Origin of the sequence: Streptomyces sp. NPDC007808, assembly GCF_042868655.1 — a bacterium.
Lineage (GTDB): Bacteria > Actinomycetota > Actinomycetes > Streptomycetales > Streptomycetaceae > Streptomyces.
This window is the reverse complement of record NZ_JBIAEQ010000003.1, coordinates 59,456-77,719: the sequence shown is the minus strand read 5'-3', so window position 1 is coordinate 77,719 and position 18,264 is coordinate 59,456. Positions and strand designations below refer to the sequence as shown.

Below are 18,264 nucleotides of genomic sequence, written 5' to 3'. Positions count from 1 at the left end.
CTGACCGGGGGATGGACAATGTCCTGCGGGTCGGGAACCGTGCAGGAAGAAGACGCGACGCAGCCGGCCGCCGCCCTCCATCCAGGAACCGCAGCCGGGCCTTTACTCAAGACGCAGGAGCAAGTGGTGATCGAAGAGACCCTCCTCGAGGCCGAGGAGAAGATGGAGAAGGCCGTCGTGGTCGCCAAGGAGGACTTCGCCGCGATCCGCACCGGCCGTGCGCACCCGGCGATGTTCAACAAGATCGTGGCCGACTACTACGGTGCGCCGACGCCGATCAACCAGCTGGCTTCGTTCTCCGTGCCGGAGCCGCGCATGGCGGTCGTGACCCCGTTCGACAAGACCGCGCTGCGCAACATCGAGCAGGCGATCCGGGACTCCGACCTGGGCGTCAACCCGAGCAACGACGGCAACATCATCCGAGTGGTGTTCCCCGAGCTCACCGAGGAGCGCCGCCGCGACTACATCAAGGTCGCCAAGGGCAAGGCCGAGGACGCGCGGGTGTCCATTCGCTCCGTCCGCCGCAAGGCGAAGGACGCCATCGACAAGCTGATCAAGGACGGCGAGATCGGCGAGGACGAGGGCCGCCGCGCGGAGAAGGAGCTCGACGACACCACGCACAAGTACGTCGCTCAGGTGGACGAGCTCCTCAAGCACAAGGAAGCTGAGCTGCTCGAGGTCTGATGAACGACTCTTCCTGGGGCGCTCCGCCACAAGCCGGGCAGGCCGGGTACTGGGGGGCCGCCGACCGTGGACCTGTCCAGGGGGCTGCCCCGGCGGGTCCCACGTACGATGCGCCTGAGGCGCAGCAGACTCGCCCCATGCCCATCGTGCCCGAGGTACCCGCGTACGGCGGAGACCAGGATGACGACCGGGGGGCCGCTCGGCTGAGCGGCCCCTTGTTCCGCGACCAGCCGCCGCAGGCGCGGCCTTACGACACGCCGCAGGCGCGGCCCTTCGAGGCGGCGCCGCAGAATCCGGAGCCCATGCCCGACGCCCCGCAGCCGGCGCCCCCGCCGCAGAAGAAGAGCGCGGGGCGCGACCTGGGTGCGGCCATAGGAGTCGGTGTCGGACTCGGCGTGGTGATCGTCGCGTCGCTGTTCGTCGTCAAGGCCGTGTTCGTCGGCGTGGTCGCGGTCGCCGTGGTCGTGGGCCTGTGGGAGCTGACGAAGCGGCTCGAAGAGCGCAAGGGCATCAAGGCGCCGCTCGTGCCGCTCGCGGTCGGCGGTGCGGCCATGGTCGTCGCCGGGTACGTCCGGGGCGCCGAGGGCGCCTGGGTGTCGATGGCGCTGACCGCGCTGGCCGTACTGGTCTGGCGCATGACGGAGCCCCCAGAGGGCTACCTCAAGGACGTCACCGCGGGCGTCTTCGCCGCCTTCTACGTGCCGTTCCTGGCCACGTTCGTCGCGATGATGCTCACCGCTGAGGACGGGGCGTTCCGGGTCCTGACGTTCCTGCTGCTGACGGTCGTCAGCGACACCGGGGCGTACGCCGTCGGCTGGCGCTTCGGCAAGCACAAGCTGGCCCCGCGCATCAGCCCGGGCAAGACCCGCGAGGGCCTGCTCGGCGCGGTGAGCTTCGCGATGGTGGCGGGCGCGCTGTGCATGGAGTTCCTGATCGACGACGGAGCCTGGTGGCAGGGTCTGCTGCTGGGCCTCGCGGTCGCGGCCAGTGCCACGCTCGGCGATCTCGGCGAGTCCATGATCAAACGGGACCTGGGCATCAAGGACATGGGCACCTTGCTGCCGGGCCACGGTGGGATCATGGACCGGCTGGACTCGCTGCTGCCCACGGCACCCGTGGTGTGGCTGCTGATGGTGATCTTCGTGGGGTCGGGCTGACCAAGTCGTGACCGGAAGCCCTCGCTCTTGTCGAGCGGGGGCTTTCTGCCGTGGTGCCCCCGGCCGCGCGGTGGGACGATGCGGGTGTACGTCATCGAAGGCACCCGAAGGGGGTCGTCATGACCGCCATCCGAGAAGTCATCGACGTCGACTGCACGCCGGCTGAGCTCTACGCGTATGTCACCGACCCGTCCCACCTGCCGGAATGGCAGCTGAGCGCGGTCTCCGCGGAGCGACTCGACGAGGGGCCCGTCCACGCCGGCTCACAGGTCCGGGTCACCCGCCGCATCGGAAGCCGCCAGATTCCGATGACCATGGAGTTCGACGAGCTCGACCCACCGCACAGCTGGGACATGCACGGGGTCGACGGTCCCATCCGGCCCCGGACCCACGGCGAGATCGAACCGCTCGACGGCGGGCGCCGCTCCCGGCTGACGATAGACATCGACTTCGAGGGACACGGCCTGGGCAAGGCTCTGGTGCCCCTCGTCGTCCGCCCGCAGGTCCGCAAGGAACTGCCCCGCGACGAGCGACTGCTCAAGGACAGGCTGGAGGGCACGGGCGGCTGAGGGCAGACGAGCGGGACCGGGTCACGCACGGCGGGCGCCGACCCGGGCCGCCACCTCGTCCTCGAAGAAGACGACGGGCAGGTCGGCACCCGGTCCAGGCGTCGGCCGTCACCGGTTCCCTGACGGCCCCGTGCGCTCGCCGCTGCCGCTCTCATCTGCGACGACAGCCGTCGAAAGCCACGGTCGCAGGTCACCCGATTCGACCTGCGACACTGGTACGGCCATGCCTAAGCCCGGAGAACTGCTGTGCTCCGGGCACGAAGAAGGCCCCTACCAGCGGTTTTTGCCGCCAGCAGGGGCCGTCTCGTACCTGGTGTGCCGTCCCTGGGCCGTCCCTGGGCCGTGCCTCGACGGTTAGAAGTGAGGTAGGCGGCGGCGCACCGCCTTGCCGCTCGCCGCTAGGAACTGTTTAACAGCAGCGCCGTGGCGGTCCCAGAGATCGGAATAGTCGGCATCGTTCAGGCTCGCACGTCGCCAGCCGCTTCCCAGCCGCCGACCAGCCCTGCTGAGCTGGTCCAGTGACGAGAGCAGTGCTTCATCCTTCGAGAGGATGTGCACCCGGGCGGTTGCCAGCCGCAGGGCTGAAAGATCCCAACTAGCTACTCGCCCCTCCAAGCCCAGGTGGCGTTCTTCCCAGATGCGGTCTCGGAACTCGGTGGAGGACGCCGCCACCACAGCGCACTGCTCCAGTAGAAGCTCCGAGATGCGAGCCCGCTCCTCAGCCCGCTTCACCAGGTGCTGGCCCACGAGCGCGATCGCGGCACCAGCAATGGTTGCTAACAATGTCCCCCATGCACCCATGTTGAGCATTGTTCCCGTGCCTTGCCCCGGCGCATGCATGTCAGGTGGAAGTGAGGGTGCGCGGCGCCCCGGCTAGGACATAGGACGCCGTCCACTGCTTTCCTGGTCCGACGTTGTTGCCCTTAGGGGCCGGGCGTCCCTGAGCCGTCAGGACTGTGCCTCCGGCGGGGGATCGGCCGGCACCGGGACGGAGGGGGCACCGTCGCCGACTGTGGGCACGTCGTGGCCGATGCTGGGGGCTCCCATCCCGCACACCATTGACCCAGGCAGAGCCGAGCAGGCGCGGCCCCTGGCGTCCAGGTCGTTCGTACAGTGGCGCGCTCCACCTGGACGCCAGGGACCACGCCCGCTGGCGTGGGACTCTTGCGACGCGTGCCCCTTGTTTCTGCAAAACAGCGACTTTCGTTGGTGAGCCGTTTTCAAAGTCGCTCAGCAGGCGATGGGAAGTTCTGGGCCGCCTGACAGGTGGAGTTGCAGCCGCTGGGGAGGGACCGCGTCGTCTCTTCGGGTCGTGCGGGTCTTGTGCTGCAGCGGCGGGCGGAGACCTGCAGTGCGATCACTGAGACGCTTCACAGGCTGACGACGACCAGGGCGGTGTCGTCTGTGACGCCTTGGGCGGGGATCAGGTCGTTCATCACGGCATCGGCGAGTGCTTCGGGGGTGGTGAGTTCCTTGTGGCGGATCAGGGCGTCGGTGAGTTGGCTGAGTCCGGTGTCGATGTCCTGGTGGCGGCGTTCGATGAGTCCGTCGGTGTAGAGCAGGAGGGTGCCGCCGTCGGTGAAGGCGGTGGTGGCTTCCGGCCGAGGGCTGGACTCGAAGACGGCATCCAGCGGCGGATCGGTCGCCTGGTCCAACAGCTCCACAGTGCCGTCGGTACGAAGAAGGACCGGAGGGGGGTGGCCGGCGCTGGAGTAGGTGATGAGGTGGCGGCTGAAGTCGATGAAGGCGGTCACCGCGGTGGTCGACTCGGCGCCGGTGACGCAATGCGCGTACCGGCCGAGGACCTCGAGGGCCTGTGCGGGGCCGGTGGCGACCAGGGAGGTGGCGGACAGGGCGCTACGGAGCTGGCCCATGATGCCTGCGGCCTCCAGGCCGTGGCCGACGACATCGCCTACGGCCACGGCGATCTTGTCGCCGTCCTGGAGTTGGACCAGGTCGTACCAGTCGCCACAGACATTGAGGGAGCCGACCGCGGGCCGGTAGCGGACGGCGAACCGGTGATGGCCGATCGGGGGCGGAACGGGGAGCATGGCGCGCTGCAGGGCGAGGGCGACCTCGCGCTCGCGGGCGTGGGCGCGACGCAGGCGCTCGTTGATTTCGTGCAGCTGCCGCATCCGGCTGAAGAGCTCGGCCTCAAGCTGGAGTGAGCCGTCCGGCCGGCTGGAGGCGCGCAGGAGTTCAGTGACTTCCTCGACGCGGTGGATCACCAGGGTGATCTGGCCGTCGGGCGCGAAGACGGGCGCGTTGACCACGCTCCAGTAGCGTTCCTCCCAATGGCCGGGGCGCTGCGCGGATTCCACGTCGTAGCGCTGCAGGTCCATGTCGATCTTGCGGTTGGCCAGGACCGCTCGCAGGGATGCCTCCAGGTGGCGGGCGTCGGAGGCTGCCGGGTCCCGCGGGCTGCCGGGGAAGGCGTCGAAAAGGTAGCGGCCCACCACCTGGTCGCGGCTGCGTCCGGCCTGGCGCAGCCACGCGAGGTTGGCGTCGGCGAAGACCAGTTCGGGAGTCAGCAGAGCGACCGCGCCCGGCAGCGCTCTGAACACTGCCGCGTAGTCGATAATCATGGATGCAGGATATGGACAAATGGTGCGATTCATGCTTCCTGGCATCGCCCTGATGGAGACCCGCCCCTTCCTCTGTCGGCGGCAACCCGATCAGTGAACTAAGGCCTGGTCAACGGGGAGGTCCTCGGGTGCACCGCCCACAACCGCCAGGTCAAGGTCCGGCTTGATGAGGGGCCGGCAGCCGACGAGTGATCTCCGCTGGGCCGTCTCTGGGCCTTCTCTGGGCCGTCCGAGGCCGCTCAGCGGCGACCGGTGACGACTACCTACGGCAGCCGTAGCAGGCGACAGCCGCAGGTCACCCGATTCGATCTGCGACACTGGTACAGCCATGCCTAAGCCCGGAGAACTCACTTTCGTCGCCCCGCGCGGAGCCAAGAAGCCGCCGCGGCATCTTGCCGATCTCACGCCCGGAGAGCGCAAGGACGCCGTTGCCGCGATCGGCGAGAAGCCGTTTCGTGCCAAGCAGCTCTCGCAGCACTACTTCGCGCGGTACGCGCACGACCCGGAGCAGTGGACCGACATCCCCGCCGGTTCGCGCGACAAGCTGCGCGAGGAGCTGTTCCCTGAGCTGATGACCGTCGTACGGCATCTGTCGACCGACCAGGGCGACACCCGCAAGACGCTGTGGCGGCTGTTCGACGGGACGCTCGTGGAGTCGGTGCTGATGCGGTACCCGGACCGGGTGACGATGTGCATCAGCTCGCAGGCGGGGTGCGGGATGAACTGCCCGTTCTGTGCGACCGGGCAGGCGGGGCTGGACCGCAATCTGTCCACCGCCGAGATCGTCCACCAGATCGTGGACGGGATGCGGGCGCTGCGGGACGGAGAGGTGCCGGGTGGGCCGGCGAGGCTGTCGAACATCGTCTTCATGGGGATGGGCGAGCCGCTCGCCAACTACAACCGGGTCGTGGGGGCCATCCGGCGGCTGACCGATCCCGAGCCCGACGGGCTGGGGCTGTCCCAGCGCGGGATCACCGTCTCGACGGTCGGGCTCGTCCCGGCCATCCACCGGTTCGCCGACGAGGGCTTCAAGTGCCGGCTCGCCATCTCGCTGCACGCCCCCGACGACGAGCTGCGCGACACCCTCGTCCCCGTGAACACGCGGTGGAAGGTGCGGGAGGTCCTCGACGCCGGGTTCGAGTACGTCGCGAAGAGCGGACGGCGGCTGTCCATCGAGTACGCCCTCATCCGGGACATCAACGACCAGGCCTGGCGCGGTGACCGGCTCGGGCGGCTGCTCAAGGGCAAGCCCGTGCATGTGAACCTGATTCCGTTGAACCCGACTCCCGGTTCGAAGTGGACCGCCTCCCGGCCCGAGGACGAGAAGGCGTTCGTCGAAGCCATCGCCGCGCATGGTGTGCCGGTGACGATTCGGGACACCCGTGGTCAGGAGATCGACGGGGCGTGTGGGCAGCTCGCCGCGACCGAGCGGTAGTCTGACCGCCGTAAGAACATCTGCATATTCCGACAGGGGAGCGCCACAGCGCTGAGAGTGCGGCACCGGCCGCAGACCCTCCGAACCTGGCCCAGGTCATTCTGGGTAGGGAGATCGGTCACCACTCAAGCTGTTGCGCCCTGCCCGGAGCCCCTGGGGTTCCGGCCAGGGCCGCGTCTCTTCCTGGTCACTCCAGGAGGAATCAGTGAGCATCACCAAGTACAAGGCCACGGCCTCGCTCGCCGGTCTCGGTCTCCTCGCGCTGCCCGCGCTGGCCGCGTGCGGATCGTCCGACGGCGACGGCGCAGGGGGCAGCGGTGGTGGTTCCAAGACCGTCACGCTGGTCAGCCACAACTCGTGGGCCGTGTCCAAGGACGTCCTCGCCGCCTTCGAGAAGAAGTCCGGCTACAAGGTCAAGGTCCTGGAGGACGGCGACGCCGGGCAGGCCGTCAACAAGGCGATCCTGACCAAGGACAACCCGCAGGGCGACGTCTTCTTCGGCGTCGACAACACCCTGCTCTCCCGCGCGCTCGACAACGGGCTGTTCCAGTCGTACGAGGCCAAGGGCTCCGACCAGGTCCTGCCCGAGTACCGGGTCGACCAGGACAAGCACCGGGTGACGCCCGTCGACACCGGCGACATCTGCGTCAACTACGACAAGGCGTACTTCAGCGAGCACAAGCTGACCCCGCCCGCCTCCTTCGACGACCTGGTCAAGCCCGAGTACCGCAACCTCCTCGTCACCGAGAACGCCTCCACCTCCTCGCCGGGCCTGGGCTTCCTGCTCGGCACCGCCGCCAGGTACGGCGACGACGGCTGGCAGGACTACTGGAAGAAGCTGAAGGCCAACGGCGTCAAGGTCGTCGACGGCTGGGAGCAGGCCTACAACGAGGAGTTCTCCGGCTCCGCGGGCGGCAAGAAGGCCAAGGCCGACCGGCCGCTCGTCGTGTCGTACGCCTCCTCACCGCCCGCCGAGGTGATCTACGCCGATCCCAAGCCGACCACCGCGCCCACAGGCGTAGCGACCGGCACCTGCTTCCGCCAGGTCGAGTACGCGGGCCTGCTGAGCAACGCCCGCAACGCCGAGGGCGGCAAGGCGCTCCTCGACTTCCTGCTGAGCACGACGTTCCAGGAGGACATGCCGCTCAACATGTTCGTCTACCCGGTGCGCGAGGGCGCCCAGGTGCCGCCGGAGTTCACGAAGTACGGCCCGCAGGCGGAGGACCCCGAGACGATGGCCCCGGCGAAGATCGCCGACAACCGTGACGACTGGGTCAAGTCGTGGACCTCGCTCGTACTGAAGTAGCGGCCTCCCGCACGAGGGCCGCGCGGGGCGCGGCGGTGCCGCTCGGTCTCGTCGCCGTACCCGTCGCGTTCTTCGCGGTCTTCTTCGCCTATCCCGTCGCCGCCATCGTCGCGCGCGGTCTGAAGGCCGACGGGGCCTGGCAGTTCGGGCGCCTCCTGGATGTGCTCGCGGAGCCCGACATCCGGCACGTCCTGTGGTTCACCACCTGGCAGGCGCTCGCCTCCACCGCGCTCACCCTGCTGATCGCGCTGCCGGGCGCCTATGTCTTCGCGCGCTTCGACTTCCCCGGCAAACAGGTGCTGCGGGCCGTGGTGACCGTCCCCTTCGTGCTGCCGACGGTCGTCGTCGGCACGGCGTTCCTCGCGCTGGTCGGCCGCGGCGGACTCCTCGACGAGCTGTGGGGCGTACGGCTGGACACCACCGTGTGGGCGATCCTCCTCGCGCACGTCTTCTTCAACTACGCCGTCGTCGTCAGGACCGTCGGCGGGCTCTGGTCCCAGCTCGACCCGCGGCAGGAGGAGGCCGCGCGGATGCTCGGAGCGTCCCGCCTGACCGCCTGGCGGACCGTGACCCTCCCGGCGCTGGCGCCCGCCGTGGCCGCTGCCGCGCTCATGGTCTTCCTGTTCACCTTCACCTCCTTCGGCGTGGTGCAGATCCTCGGCGGACCGACCTTCTCCACCCTCGAAGTGGAGATCTACCGGCAGACCTCGGAGATCTTCGACCTGTCCACGGCCGCCGTCCTGACGATGATCCAGTTCCTGGCGGTGGGCGCGATCCTCGCCGTGCACGCCTGGACGGTACGGCGGCGGGAGAGCGCCCTGCGCCTGGTGGACGCGTCCGTGACAGCGCGCAGGCCGCGAGGTGCGGGGCAGTGGGCGCTGCTCGCCGGTGTCCTGGCCGTCGTCGCGGTCTTGGTGCTGCTGCCGCTCGCCGTCCTGGTCCAGCGGTCGCTGGACGCCCCCGACTTCGGCTACTACCGCGCGCTGACCGACGCCGACGGCGGGGTCTTCCTCGTCGCGCCGATCGAGGCGATCGGCAACTCGCTGCGGTACGCGGTCGTCGCCACGTTCATCGCCGTGCTGATCGGCGCTCTGGCCGCCGCCGCGCTGACCCGGCGGGACGCGGGCCGGTTCGTGCGGGGCTTCGACGCGCTGCTGATGCTGCCGCTCGGGGTGTCCGCGGTGACGGTCGGGTTCGGGTTCCTGATCGCCCTGGACGAGCCGCCGTTCGATCTGCGCGGTACGTGGATCCTGGTGCCGCTGGCCCAGGCGCTGGTCGGCGTGCCCTTCGTGGTACGGACCATGCTGCCCGTGCTGCGGGCCGTGGACCAGCGGTTGCGGGAGGCGGCGGCGGTGCTGGGGGCGTCGCCCTGGCGGGTCTGGCGGGAGATCGACCTGCCGATGGTACGGCGGGCGTTGCTGATCGCGGCCGGGTTCGCCTTCGCGGTGTCGCTGGGGGAGTTCGGCGCGACCGTCTTCATCGCCCGGCCCGACAACCCGACGCTGCCGGTCGCCGTGGCACGGCTGCTGGGGCGGGCCGGTGAGCTCAACTACGGCCAGGCGATGGCCCTTTCGACGGTGCTGATGGTGGTGTGCGCGGTGGCCCTGCTGGTGCTGGAGCGGCTGCGGACCGACCGGAGCGGGGAGTTCTAGATGCTGCTGAGCCTGCAAGGTGCGACGGTCCGCTTCGGTGGGCGGGCGGTGCTCGACGCCGTCGACCTGGACGTCGCCGAGCACGAGATCGTGTGCGTGCTCGGGCCCAGCGGCAGCGGCAAGTCGACGCTGCTGCGGACGGTGGCGGGTCTCCAGCCCCTCGACGCCGGGCGGGTGTCGCTCGACGGGCGGGACCAGGCCGGGGTGCCCGCGCACAAGCGGGGGGTGGGGCTGATGTTCCAGGACCATCAGCTGTTCCCGCAGCGGGACGTCGGCGGCAACGTGGCCTTCGGGGCGCGGATGCACGGCGCTTCCAAGGGGGAACAGGCCGAGCGGGTAGGGGAGTTGCTGGACCTGGTCGGGCTGCCGGGCGCCGCTCGCCGAGCCGTCGCCTCGCTCTCCGGCGGGGAGCAGCAGCGGGTGGCGCTGGCGCGGGCGCTCGCGCCCCGGCCGCGACTGCTGATGCTGGACGAGCCGCTGGGCCAGCTCGACCGCTCGCTGCGGGAGCGGCTGGTCGTCGAACTTCGGGAGCTGTTCGGCCGGTTGGGGACCACCGTGCTGGCGGTGACCCACGACCAGGGGGAGGCCTTCGCGCTCGCCGACCGGGTCGTGGTGATGCGGGACGGGCGGATCGCGCAGAGCGGGACGCCACTTGAGGTGTGGCAGCGGCCGGTGGACGAGTTCGTGGCCCGCTTCCTCGGCTTCGACAACGTGATCGCGGGCACGGTGCTCGGTGAGGCCGCGGACACGGCCTGGGGCAAGCTGCCGGTCGGCGCGGGCACCGCCCAGGGGCCGCGGACGCTGCTCGTACGGCCGGCCGGAGTGCGGCTCGTGGCCGCCGACGAGGGACTGCGCTGCACGGTCACCGCGCGGACGTTCAAGGGCACACATGTCGCCCTGCACCTCCAGCCGGAGGACGCGCCGCGACTGGAAGCGGCCTGTGCGCTGCGGGAGGCCCCGGCGGTCGGGGACACGGTCGGCGTGGAGTTCGACGCGGCGGAAACTGTCGTGCTCGGTTGATCGGCTCGCGCATAGGGTCGGGACATGACGTCTCTCCCGCATGATCGCTACTGCGATGAAATAGCCCACCAGGTCGGACTGTTGAGGGGCGTGGTGACCTCCGGCGCCGATCTGTCGACCACTGTCCCGACCTGCCCCGACTGGTCGCTGGAGCAGCTCGTACGGCACACCGGCGGGGCCCTGCGCTGGGCGGAACTGATGGTGCGCACGCGAGCCGAGGAGGAGATCGACGAGGAGCGGGTCCCCGGGGCGGGCGGCCCCGAGGCCGAGGGGGACGCCGCAGCGCTGGACGACTGGCTCGCGGAGACCGGCGAGATGCTCGTCGGCACGCTGCGGGAGGCCGGGCCGGACGCCGGGGTGTGGGGGTGGGCGGGGGCCCACGACGCCGGGTTCTGGGCCCGCCGTATGACGCACGAACTCACCGTCCACCGCGCGGACGCCACGCTCGCCGCCAAACTGCCCTACGAGGTCGCGCCGGAGGTGGCCGCCGACGCGGTCGACGAGTGGCTCCAGATCGTCGAGTGTGCCCAGCGGACGATCCCGGACGACCCGGCACGGGAGCTGCACCGCCCCGGGAGCAGCATCCATCTGCACGCCACCGACGCCGACGCGGTGCACGGTGAGTGGTTCATCGACCTGTCCGACGAGGTCGTCGCCTGGCGGCGCGGCCACGAGAAGGCGACCGTCGCCCTGCGCGGCCCCCTCACGGCCGTGCTGCTCGCCTTCTACCGGCGGCTGCCGCTGGACAGCCCCGAGGTGGAGGTGCTCGGCGAGCGGGAGTTGCTGGAGTTCTGGCTGGAGCGGGCCACCTTCGGCTGACGCCGCCCGGGAACGCGACGGGCCCGCCCCCGGCGACGGGAACGCGACGGGCCCGCCCCCGGCGACGGGGACGGACCACAAGGGTGTCGCTCGGTGTGGCTGCGGGGTCAGCGGTCGCCGTTCGCCCCGCGTCGGCGCAGACCGAAGAAGATCGCGCCACCGCCGACCGCCACCAGGGCGACCGCGATGCCGGCGATCAGGCCGGTGTTGGAGTTCGCGCCGGTCTCGGCGAGGTTGGAGTCACCGGCCGCCGGGGACGGGGCGTTGCTCTCGGTGCCCGCGGGGGCGGTGCTCTCGCTCTCCGAGGGGGTCGGGGCCGGGCTGTCGGTCTCCTCGGCCGGGGTCGAGGCGGAGTTGGACGGGGTCGGCTTCTGCGACGGGGCCGGCGGCTTCGGCTCGTCCTTCTTGCAGGCCGTCGACGGCGTCGTCAGGTTCGGCTTGATGTCCTCGTCGACATAGCCGACCGCCTTGACGTGGATGCGGTACTCCGCGTCCGGCTTCCAGTCCTCCGTGAAGGTGATGGTGACGCCCTCGCGCGAGCCCTTGACCACCTGCTCGCCGACCTTCTTCAGGTCCGCCCCGTTGTTCTGCAGGAAGACGCTGACGGTCGCGGGGATGCCGCTGGGGTCCACGTCGGTGACGGTGATGACGCCCTTGTCGCCGTCGCACTTGGCTTCGGCGGAGAATTCACTGATGTCGCACGCGAGAGCGTTGCCCGCGAGGCCGAGCGTCAGCGCGGCCGACGCGGAGGCAACACCCAGGGCGCGCACGGAACGCGCGACAGTACGGCGGTTTATGGACACGTTTGTCCTTACGAGTTGCATCACTGAGGGGGGTTGAACGGAGGCGGCGATGCGTCATCGCCGTCCCCCACGAGTCTCACTGGTTTATAAGCGTGACATAAGCAGTGTCAACGCATATGCCGTCCACAGGTGTTGGCTTTGCCTTCTTGTTAACCACCGAGACGTTTCAACGCCTCCGGAGCCTCTTCGATCCGGTCGACCAGGGCGATGCGCGACTCCATCGACCGGTCCCGGGCCAGCGACTTCAGCAGCGGCCACGTCGGGAGCTTCTCGGTCCAGTGCGTGCGGTCCACCAGAACCATGGGCGTGGGCTCGCCCCGCGACTCGTAGTAGTTCGGCGTGGCGTTGTCGAAGATCTCCTGTACGGTCCCGGCGGCGCCCGGCAGGAAGACGACGCCCGCGTTCGAACGGGCCAGCAGTCCGTCCTCGCGGGTGGCGTTGGCGAAGTACTTGGCGATGTGCGAGGCGAAGGGGTTCGGCGGCTCGTGGCCGTAGAACCAGGTCGGGATGCCGACGGAACGGCCACCCTGCGGCCAGCGCGCACGCACCTCGAAGGCGACCGCAGCCCACTCCGTGACGGAGGGCGTGAACCCGGGCGCCTTCGCCAGCAGCGCGAGGGCGTCGGCGAGCATGCCGTCGTCGTGAGGGGCGGCGTACGCGCCGAGGTTGGCCGCCTCCATCGCGCCCGGGCCGCCACCGGTGGCGACCGTGAAGCCCGCGCGGGCCAGTTCCCTGCCGAGCCGAGCGGCGCCCTCGTACTGCGCCGTGCCGCGGCGCATCGCGTGGCCACCCATGACGCCCACCACCCGGGCGCCGGACAGCAGTTCGTCGAGCGCGTCCGACACGGAGTCGTCGTGTACGGCGCGCAGCATGGACGCGTAGATGTCGCGATCCGCCTTGGTCCGCTGGAACCAGGCATAGGAGCGCGCGTCGGGTGTGGCCTCGTAACCGTCCGCCAGGGACGCGAAGAGCTCGTCGGGGGAGTAGACATGACCCCGGTACGGGTCGAAGGGCAGGCCGGGTATCGGCGGGAAGACCAGCGCACCGTCCGCACGGATCTTCGCCGCCGCGTCCTCGCGCATCGGGCAGCCGAGGAAGACGGCGCCCGCCGTGTCCGTGGTGAGCAGTTCGCGCGTACGGTCCGTCAGGTCGACGGCCTGGACGCGGAATCCGGTGAGGCTGCCGCGTGCGGAGACGGTCGCGTCGAACTCCTCGAGCGTCTCTATCTCACGGTCGTTGTGGTGGGCCGCATGGGCGGGCATCGTCTGCACCCGCCCATGCTAGGCACCCCACGAGAGCCGGTGGGGCTCAGCCCTCGATGGCCGCCGGGTCCATCCAGACGACCTCCCAGGAGTGGCCGTCGAGGTCGTCGAAGCCACGGCCGTACATGAAGTCCATGTCCTGGACCTTGTCCGACGCGGTGCCACCGGCGGCGACGGCCTTGTCGACCAACTCGTCCACCTTCGCGCGGCTCTCGGCGCTCAGGCAGATCAGCACCTCATTGGTGCGCGTGGCGTCCGCGATCTCCTTCTTGGTGAAGGTCGCGTAGAACGGCTTGGTGAGCAGCATGGCGACGATGGTGTCGCTGATCACGACGGAGGCCGCGTTCTCGTCGCTGAACTGCGGGTTGATCGAGTAACCGAGCTCCGTGAAGAACTTCTTCGAGGCGTCGAGGTCGTTCACGGGCAGGTTCACGAAGATCATCTGCTGGTAGGCCGTGGTCATCGGAGTCTCTCCCATCAGGGTGGCTGCTTTCGGAGGGGTAGACCGGGCCGCCGTCCCGAACTCATCGCCGGACGGGAGATTTCTTCGAAGAATTTTTTCCCCCGCCCTCACTGCGCCAGGGGCACTGCCGCCAACTCGGCCACGACCAGGGTGAGCGGGCCGAAGACGGTCAGCAGGACGCCGGCGCGCAGGGCGGCCGCCCCGCGGAGCAGCGTCGCGGGAGCGCCGAGGCGCAGCAGGGCGGCCGTGGTGTCGGCGCGGGTCTGCTTGGCTTCCACGGCGGCCGTGAGGAGCGTGGCCACGGTGCAACCGGTGACCAGGGCGACGCCGACGACGGTGAGGGGACCGAAGGGCGGCGCGGCCGCCGCGCCGGACACGGGAGCCATGGCGTAGGCGGCGGACGCGGCGGCGCACACGATGCCGAGGGGACGGCCGATCCGGGTGGCCTCCTCCATCAGGACGCGGCCGGCCAGGAGACGCAGCACCCCGGGGCGCGCGGACTGCAGGACCCGGCCGCACAGGTGGGTGAGGCCGGGGGCGGCCAGGGCGAGGCCCAGGGCGGTGAGCAGCCAGCCGATCACCAGGCCGGCGGGACCGGTGGGAAGCACGGGGGGCACGGTGAGCGCGGTGTCGGTCGGGGTGCGGCCGGCGTAGGACTCCACGGTGAGGCCCGCGGCGAGGACGGCGATGCCCCAGGGCAGTCCGACCGGGGGTTTGCGTACGGCCGGGGAGCCGATGAGGTGAGGGTCGAAGGCGGTCCGGTCCGAGCTTCTGGTCCGGACTGCGTCCGACACCTGCGCCGGGCGGTGGGGTGCGCCCGGGTGCGAGGTGCCGTCGTCAGCCACCTCGGCGGAACGACCGCCGCCCGCGGCGTCGCCGTGCGCGGACCCCGCGGGGTGGCCGTGCGACAGCGGCTCGGCCCGGCCCGCGGCCGACCGCGCCGGACCCGCGCCGTTCTTCGCGGTGCCGTTCGCCGCCGCGCCGCCGGGCCCCGGACGTGCGCCGAACCGCCCGTACGCCCCGAACGTCTCCCGCGGCCCCGACCTGCCGTACGCGCCGAACCGCCCGTAGGACCCGCCCTGGCCCCGCGCCCCGGTCGTCCCGGGCGTTCTCGGGCGCAGGGTCAGCGCCACCGCCGTCGACGCGATCGCCGGCACCAGCGCCAGCAGGGTCACCGTGGCCGGCAGCGGCAGTGGGTGGTCGGCGGCCAGGAACTCCGCCGCGGCACCGTCGAAGGGCATGCCCGTCAGGTCGCCGCGCAGATGGAGGAAGAACAGCAGGGCCAGCATCGAGCCGAGGGTGCAGGACAGGGCGGTGGTCGCCGCCGAGACGGCCATCAGACGGGCCGGGCCCAGGCCGATCGCCGAGAGCCCCGGCCTGGGTTTCGTGCCCGGATCGGTGCGGGCCACCGCCACCGCGAAGTGGACCGTCGCGGCCAGTGGGGGAACGCACCAGGCCAGACGCAGGAGGGACGCGGCGGGGGAGTCCGCGTGGGACATGGCGTAGCCCAGGGCGCACAGCAGCAGGAAGCCGGTGCCCGCCGAGGCGGCCGCGACCAGCAGGCGGCGCAGCTGTACGGCGGGCCGGCCACCGCGGCTCAGACGGAGAGCGAGCACGCGGCCCGGCCTTCCGACTCGCCGACCGGGGGCAGGTGCAGCGTGTTCACGCGCCGCCCGTCGAGGAGGGCGAGCGTGCGGTCGGCGAGGGGTGCCGCGTCCGCGTCGTAGGTGGCCAGGACGACGGTGATGCCGTGTGAGCGGGCCGCTGTGGTCAGGGTGCGCAACACCTGGATGCGGTCGGACCGGTGCAGCGGGGCGGTCGGCTCGTCGGCGAACACGACCGTGGGCGAGGGGGCCAGCGCCCGGGCGATGCAGACGCGCTGGCGTTCGGCCTGCACCAGCTGGTGGGGGCGCTTGCGGGCCACCTCGCCGACGTCGAGGCGCTCCAGCCACTCCAGCGCGACCGTCTTGGCGCGGCGACGGCTGGTGCCCCGCAGCATCAGCGGGAGGGCGGCGTTCTCCCAGACCTTCAGCTCCGGGACGAGGGTGGGGACCGGGTCGATCCAGCTGAAGCGGTCGCGGCGCAGCCGTTCGCGGGCCGCCGCGTTCATCGTGTGCACCGGCACGCTGTTGAACCAGATCTCACCGCGGCCCGTCGGCATCAGGCCGGACAGACACCGAAGGAGCGTGGTCTTGCCGCTGCCGCGCGAACCGATGACGGCGAGGACCTCGCCCTCCTGGACACCGAGCGAGACGCCGCTGAGAGCGGGCGAGCCGTCCTTGTAGGTGAAGTGCAGGGCGCGCGCCCAGAGCACGTCGTTGTCCGGCGGGGCCACCATGACGTACACCTCGCTTCTGATCCGTTTCCCGTACCTGATCCCCCGTGCGGGGGAACGAAGGCTCGGCCGATCGGTCACATGCACGCTAGGCAGCCGTCCCCCGGACCCCGGACAGCACACGGCCCCGGGCCGCCGTTTCTCACTCGAACGGGCGGCACCGGGGCCGGTGTGATCATCCCTGAGGAAGATCGCGGTCGGGGACGGTCAGAGCTTGGTCCACGCCTCCGACAGCGTCGCGCGCAGGATCTGCTCGATCTCGTCGAAGGTCTCCTGGTTGGAGATCAGCGGCGGGGCGAGCTGGACGACCGGGTCGCCGCGGTCGTCGGCACGGCAGTACAGGCCGTTCTCGTACAGCTTCTTGGAGAGGAAGCCGTACAGGACGCGCTCGGTCTCGGCGGCGTCGAAGGACTCCTTCGTCGCCTTGTCCTTGACCAGCTCGATGCCGTAGAAGAACCCGTTGCCGCGGACGTCGCCGACGATCGGCAGGTCGTACAGCTTCTCCAGCGTCGCCCGGAAGGCGCCCTCGTTGTCGAGGACGTGCTGGTTGAGGCCCTCGCGTTCGAACAGGTCGAGGTTGGCCAGGCCGACGGCCGCGGAGACCGGGTGGCCGCCGAAGGTGTAGCCGTGCAGGAAGGTGTTGTCGCCCTTGTAGAAGGGCTCGGCGAGGCGGTCGGAGATGATGCAGGCGCCGATGGGGGAGTAACCCGAGGTCATGCCCTTGGCGCAGGTGATCATGTCCGGGACGTAGCCGAACTTGTCGCAGGCGAACATCGTGCCGAGGCGGCCGAAGGCGCAGATGACCTCGTCCGAGACGAGCAGCACGTCGTACTGGTCGCAGATCTCGCGCACCCGCCGGAAGTAGCCGGGCGGCGGCGGGAAGCAGCCGCCGGCGTTCTGCACCGGCTCCAGGAAGACCGCGGCGACCGTGTCCGGGCCCTCGAAGAGGATCTGCTGCTCGATCTGGTCGGCGGCCCAGCGGCCGAAGGCCTCCGGGTCGTCGCCGAAGATCGGGGCGCGGTAGATGTTGGTGTTCGGGACCTTGTGGGCGCCGGGGACCAGCGGCTCGAACGGGGCCTTCAGGCCCGGCAGGCCGGTGATCGACAGGGCGCCCTGCGGGGTGCCGTGGTAGGCGACCGCGCGGGAGATCACCTTGTGCTTGGTGGGCTTGCCGACCAGCTTGAAGTACTGCTTGGCGAGCTTCCAGGCGGTCTCCACCGCCTCACCGCCGCCGGTGGTGAAGAAGACCTTGTTGAGGTCGCCCGGCGCATGGTCGGCCAGACGCTCCGCGAGTTCGACCGCCTTCGGGTGGGCGTAGGACCAGACCGGGAAGAACGCCAGCTCCTGCGCCTGCTTGAAGGCGGTCTCGGCCAGCTCGACGCGGCCGTGCCCGGCCTGGACCACGAACAGGCCGGCGAGACCGTCGAGGTAACGCTTGCCCTTGTCGTCGTAGATGTAGGTGCCCTCGCCCCGGACGATGGTGGGGACGGGGGAGTTCTCGTACGAGGACATGCGGGTGAAGTGCATCCACAGGTGGTCGTACGCGGTCCTGCTGAGGTCCTGAGGGCTGTTGGTGCTCACGGTTATCGGGTCCTCACGGTTATCGGGTTCCCCACATGTAGGTCTGCTTCTTGAGCTTGAGGTAGACGAAGCTCTCGGTCGAGCGCACTCCGGGGACGGCCCGGATGCGCCTGTTGATGACCTCCAGAAGGTGGTCGTCGTCCTCGCAGACGATCTCCACCATCAGGTCGAAGGACCCGGCGGTCATCACCACGTACTCGCACTCGGACATGGCGGTCAGGGCGTCGGCCACGGACTCCACGTCGCCCTCGACGTTCACGCCGACCATCGCCTGCCTGCGGAAGCCCACCGTGAGCGGGTCCGTGACGGCGACGATCTGCATCACGCCCTGGTCGAGCAGCTTCTGGACGCGCTGGCGTACGGCCGCCTCGGACAGGCCCACGGCCTTGCCGATCGCGGCGTACGGCCTGCGGCCGTCCTCCTGGAGCTGTTCGATGATGGCGAGGGAGACGGCGTCCAACTGGGGACCGCCGCCGTTCCTGGACTCGCGGGAGTCCCTGTGCTCTGCGCTTCGACTGGCCACGACGTCACTCTGCACGACGTATCGACAGTTCCGCAAGGTCGCTGCGATGAAATTCGTTGTTTACGCGACT

The 18,264-nt window shown here is 70.3% G+C and carries 17 protein-coding genes and 1 riboswitch; of the genes, 8 read left to right on the top strand and 9 right to left on the bottom strand.

Going from position 1 to position 18,264, the window contains the following annotated elements:
• The first annotated feature begins 126 nt into the window (after positions 1 to 126).
• From frr to ACFYNL_RS12090, 3 genes are all read left to right on the top strand, one after another.
• Positions 127 to 684 carry a ribosome recycling factor gene (gene frr, locus ACFYNL_RS12100; RefSeq protein ID WP_062709224.1) on the top strand — a complete coding sequence of 186 codons (558 nt, stop codon included), beginning with the start codon at positions 127 to 129 and terminating at the stop codon, positions 682 to 684.
• Entirely contained in the window at positions 684 to 1,841 is a 1,158-nt protein-coding gene (locus tag ACFYNL_RS12095) for a phosphatidate cytidylyltransferase (protein ID WP_388800852.1), read from the top strand. Before frr ends, ACFYNL_RS12095 begins: the two co-directional genes overlap by 1 nt.
• A gap of 119 nt (positions 1,842 to 1,960) precedes the next feature.
• Positions 1,961 to 2,410 (top strand): SRPBCC family protein, encoded by a 450-nt coding sequence (locus ACFYNL_RS12090; protein ID WP_388800848.1) that lies wholly within the window; start codon positions 1,961 to 1,963, stop codon positions 2,408 to 2,410.
• A gap of 354 nt (positions 2,411 to 2,764) precedes the next feature.
• On the opposite strand, the gene ACFYNL_RS12085 is transcribed toward ACFYNL_RS12090, so the two are convergent.
• Positions 2,765 to 3,211 (bottom strand): hypothetical protein, encoded by a 447-nt coding sequence (locus ACFYNL_RS12085; protein ID WP_388800845.1) that lies wholly within the window; start codon positions 3,209 to 3,211, stop codon positions 2,765 to 2,767.
• A 569-nt stretch (positions 3,212 to 3,780) separates the two neighbouring features.
• Positions 3,781 to 4,995: a PP2C family protein-serine/threonine phosphatase gene (locus tag ACFYNL_RS12080; RefSeq protein WP_388800842.1), complete on the bottom strand. Its 1,215-nt coding sequence runs from the start codon at positions 4,993 to 4,995 to the stop codon at positions 3,781 to 3,783.
• Between the two features lie 328 nt (positions 4,996 to 5,323).
• On the opposite strand from ACFYNL_RS12080, the gene rlmN reads away from it, so the two are divergent.
• The 5 genes from rlmN to ACFYNL_RS12055 all read left to right on the top strand — a co-directional run bounded on the left by rlmN (position 5,324) and on the right by ACFYNL_RS12055 (position 11,227).
• On the top strand, positions 5,324 to 6,430 hold the full coding sequence (gene rlmN, locus ACFYNL_RS12075) for a 23S rRNA (adenine(2503)-C(2))-methyltransferase RlmN (protein ID WP_388800840.1): 1,107 nt from the start codon (positions 5,324 to 5,326) through the stop codon (positions 6,428 to 6,430).
• 24 nt (positions 6,431 to 6,454) lie between these two features.
• A riboswitch (TPP riboswitch) is annotated at positions 6,455 to 6,560 on the top strand.
• A gap of 75 nt (positions 6,561 to 6,635) precedes the next feature.
• Positions 6,636 to 7,736: a thiamine ABC transporter substrate binding subunit gene (locus ACFYNL_RS12070; RefSeq protein ID WP_388800837.1), complete on the top strand. Its 1,101-nt coding sequence runs from the start codon at positions 6,636 to 6,638 to the stop codon at positions 7,734 to 7,736.
• A complete protein-coding gene (locus ACFYNL_RS12065; RefSeq protein ID WP_388800834.1) occupies positions 7,712 to 9,388 on the top strand; it encodes an ABC transporter permease in 1,677 nt (558 codons plus the stop codon). Before ACFYNL_RS12070 ends, ACFYNL_RS12065 begins: the two co-directional genes overlap by 25 nt.
• Positions 9,389 to 10,408, top strand: coding sequence for an ABC transporter ATP-binding protein (locus ACFYNL_RS12060; protein ID WP_388800831.1), 1,020 nt, complete (start codon positions 9,389 to 9,391; stop codon positions 10,406 to 10,408).
• 24 nt (positions 10,409 to 10,432) lie between these two features.
• Positions 10,433 to 11,227: a maleylpyruvate isomerase family mycothiol-dependent enzyme gene (locus ACFYNL_RS12055; RefSeq protein ID WP_388800828.1), complete on the top strand. Its 795-nt coding sequence runs from the start codon at positions 10,433 to 10,435 to the stop codon at positions 11,225 to 11,227.
• A gap of 107 nt (positions 11,228 to 11,334) precedes the next feature.
• Here the strand turns inward: ACFYNL_RS12055 and ACFYNL_RS12050 are convergent, their stop codons facing one another.
• The 7 genes from ACFYNL_RS12050 to ACFYNL_RS12020 form a co-directional block, all read right to left on the bottom strand.
• A complete protein-coding gene (locus tag ACFYNL_RS12050; RefSeq protein WP_388800825.1) occupies positions 11,335 to 12,051 on the bottom strand; it encodes an LAETG motif-containing sortase-dependent surface protein in 717 nt (238 codons plus the stop codon).
• Positions 12,052 to 12,179: 128 nt separating this feature from the next.
• The gene (locus tag ACFYNL_RS12045) at positions 12,180 to 13,301 is read right to left on the bottom strand and encodes an LOG family protein (protein ID WP_388800823.1); all 1,122 of its coding nucleotides are present in this window, start codon (positions 13,299 to 13,301) and stop codon (positions 12,180 to 12,182) included.
• Positions 13,302 to 13,338: 37 nt separating this feature from the next.
• Positions 13,339 to 13,755, bottom strand: a complete 417-nt coding sequence (locus tag ACFYNL_RS12040; RefSeq protein ID WP_388802649.1) for a VOC family protein — start codon at positions 13,753 to 13,755, stop codon at positions 13,339 to 13,341.
• A 107-nt stretch (positions 13,756 to 13,862) separates the two neighbouring features.
• Positions 13,863 to 15,371 carry a hypothetical protein gene (locus ACFYNL_RS12035; protein WP_388800818.1) on the bottom strand — a complete coding sequence of 503 codons (1,509 nt, stop codon included), beginning with the start codon at positions 15,369 to 15,371 and terminating at the stop codon, positions 13,863 to 13,865.
• Entirely contained in the window at positions 15,353 to 16,093 is a 741-nt protein-coding gene (locus ACFYNL_RS12030) for an ABC transporter ATP-binding protein (RefSeq protein ID WP_388800816.1), read from the bottom strand. Before ACFYNL_RS12030 ends, ACFYNL_RS12035 begins: the two co-directional genes overlap by 19 nt.
• Before the next feature lie 204 nt (positions 16,094 to 16,297).
• The gene (locus tag ACFYNL_RS12025) at positions 16,298 to 17,671 is read right to left on the bottom strand and encodes an aspartate aminotransferase family protein (protein WP_388800813.1); all 1,374 of its coding nucleotides are present in this window, start codon (positions 17,669 to 17,671) and stop codon (positions 16,298 to 16,300) included.
• Between the two features lie 19 nt (positions 17,672 to 17,690).
• Positions 17,691 to 18,209: an Lrp/AsnC ligand binding domain-containing protein gene (locus ACFYNL_RS12020; RefSeq protein WP_019754642.1), complete on the bottom strand. Its 519-nt coding sequence runs from the start codon at positions 18,207 to 18,209 to the stop codon at positions 17,691 to 17,693.
• Between the last annotated feature and the right edge of the window lie 55 nt (positions 18,210 to 18,264).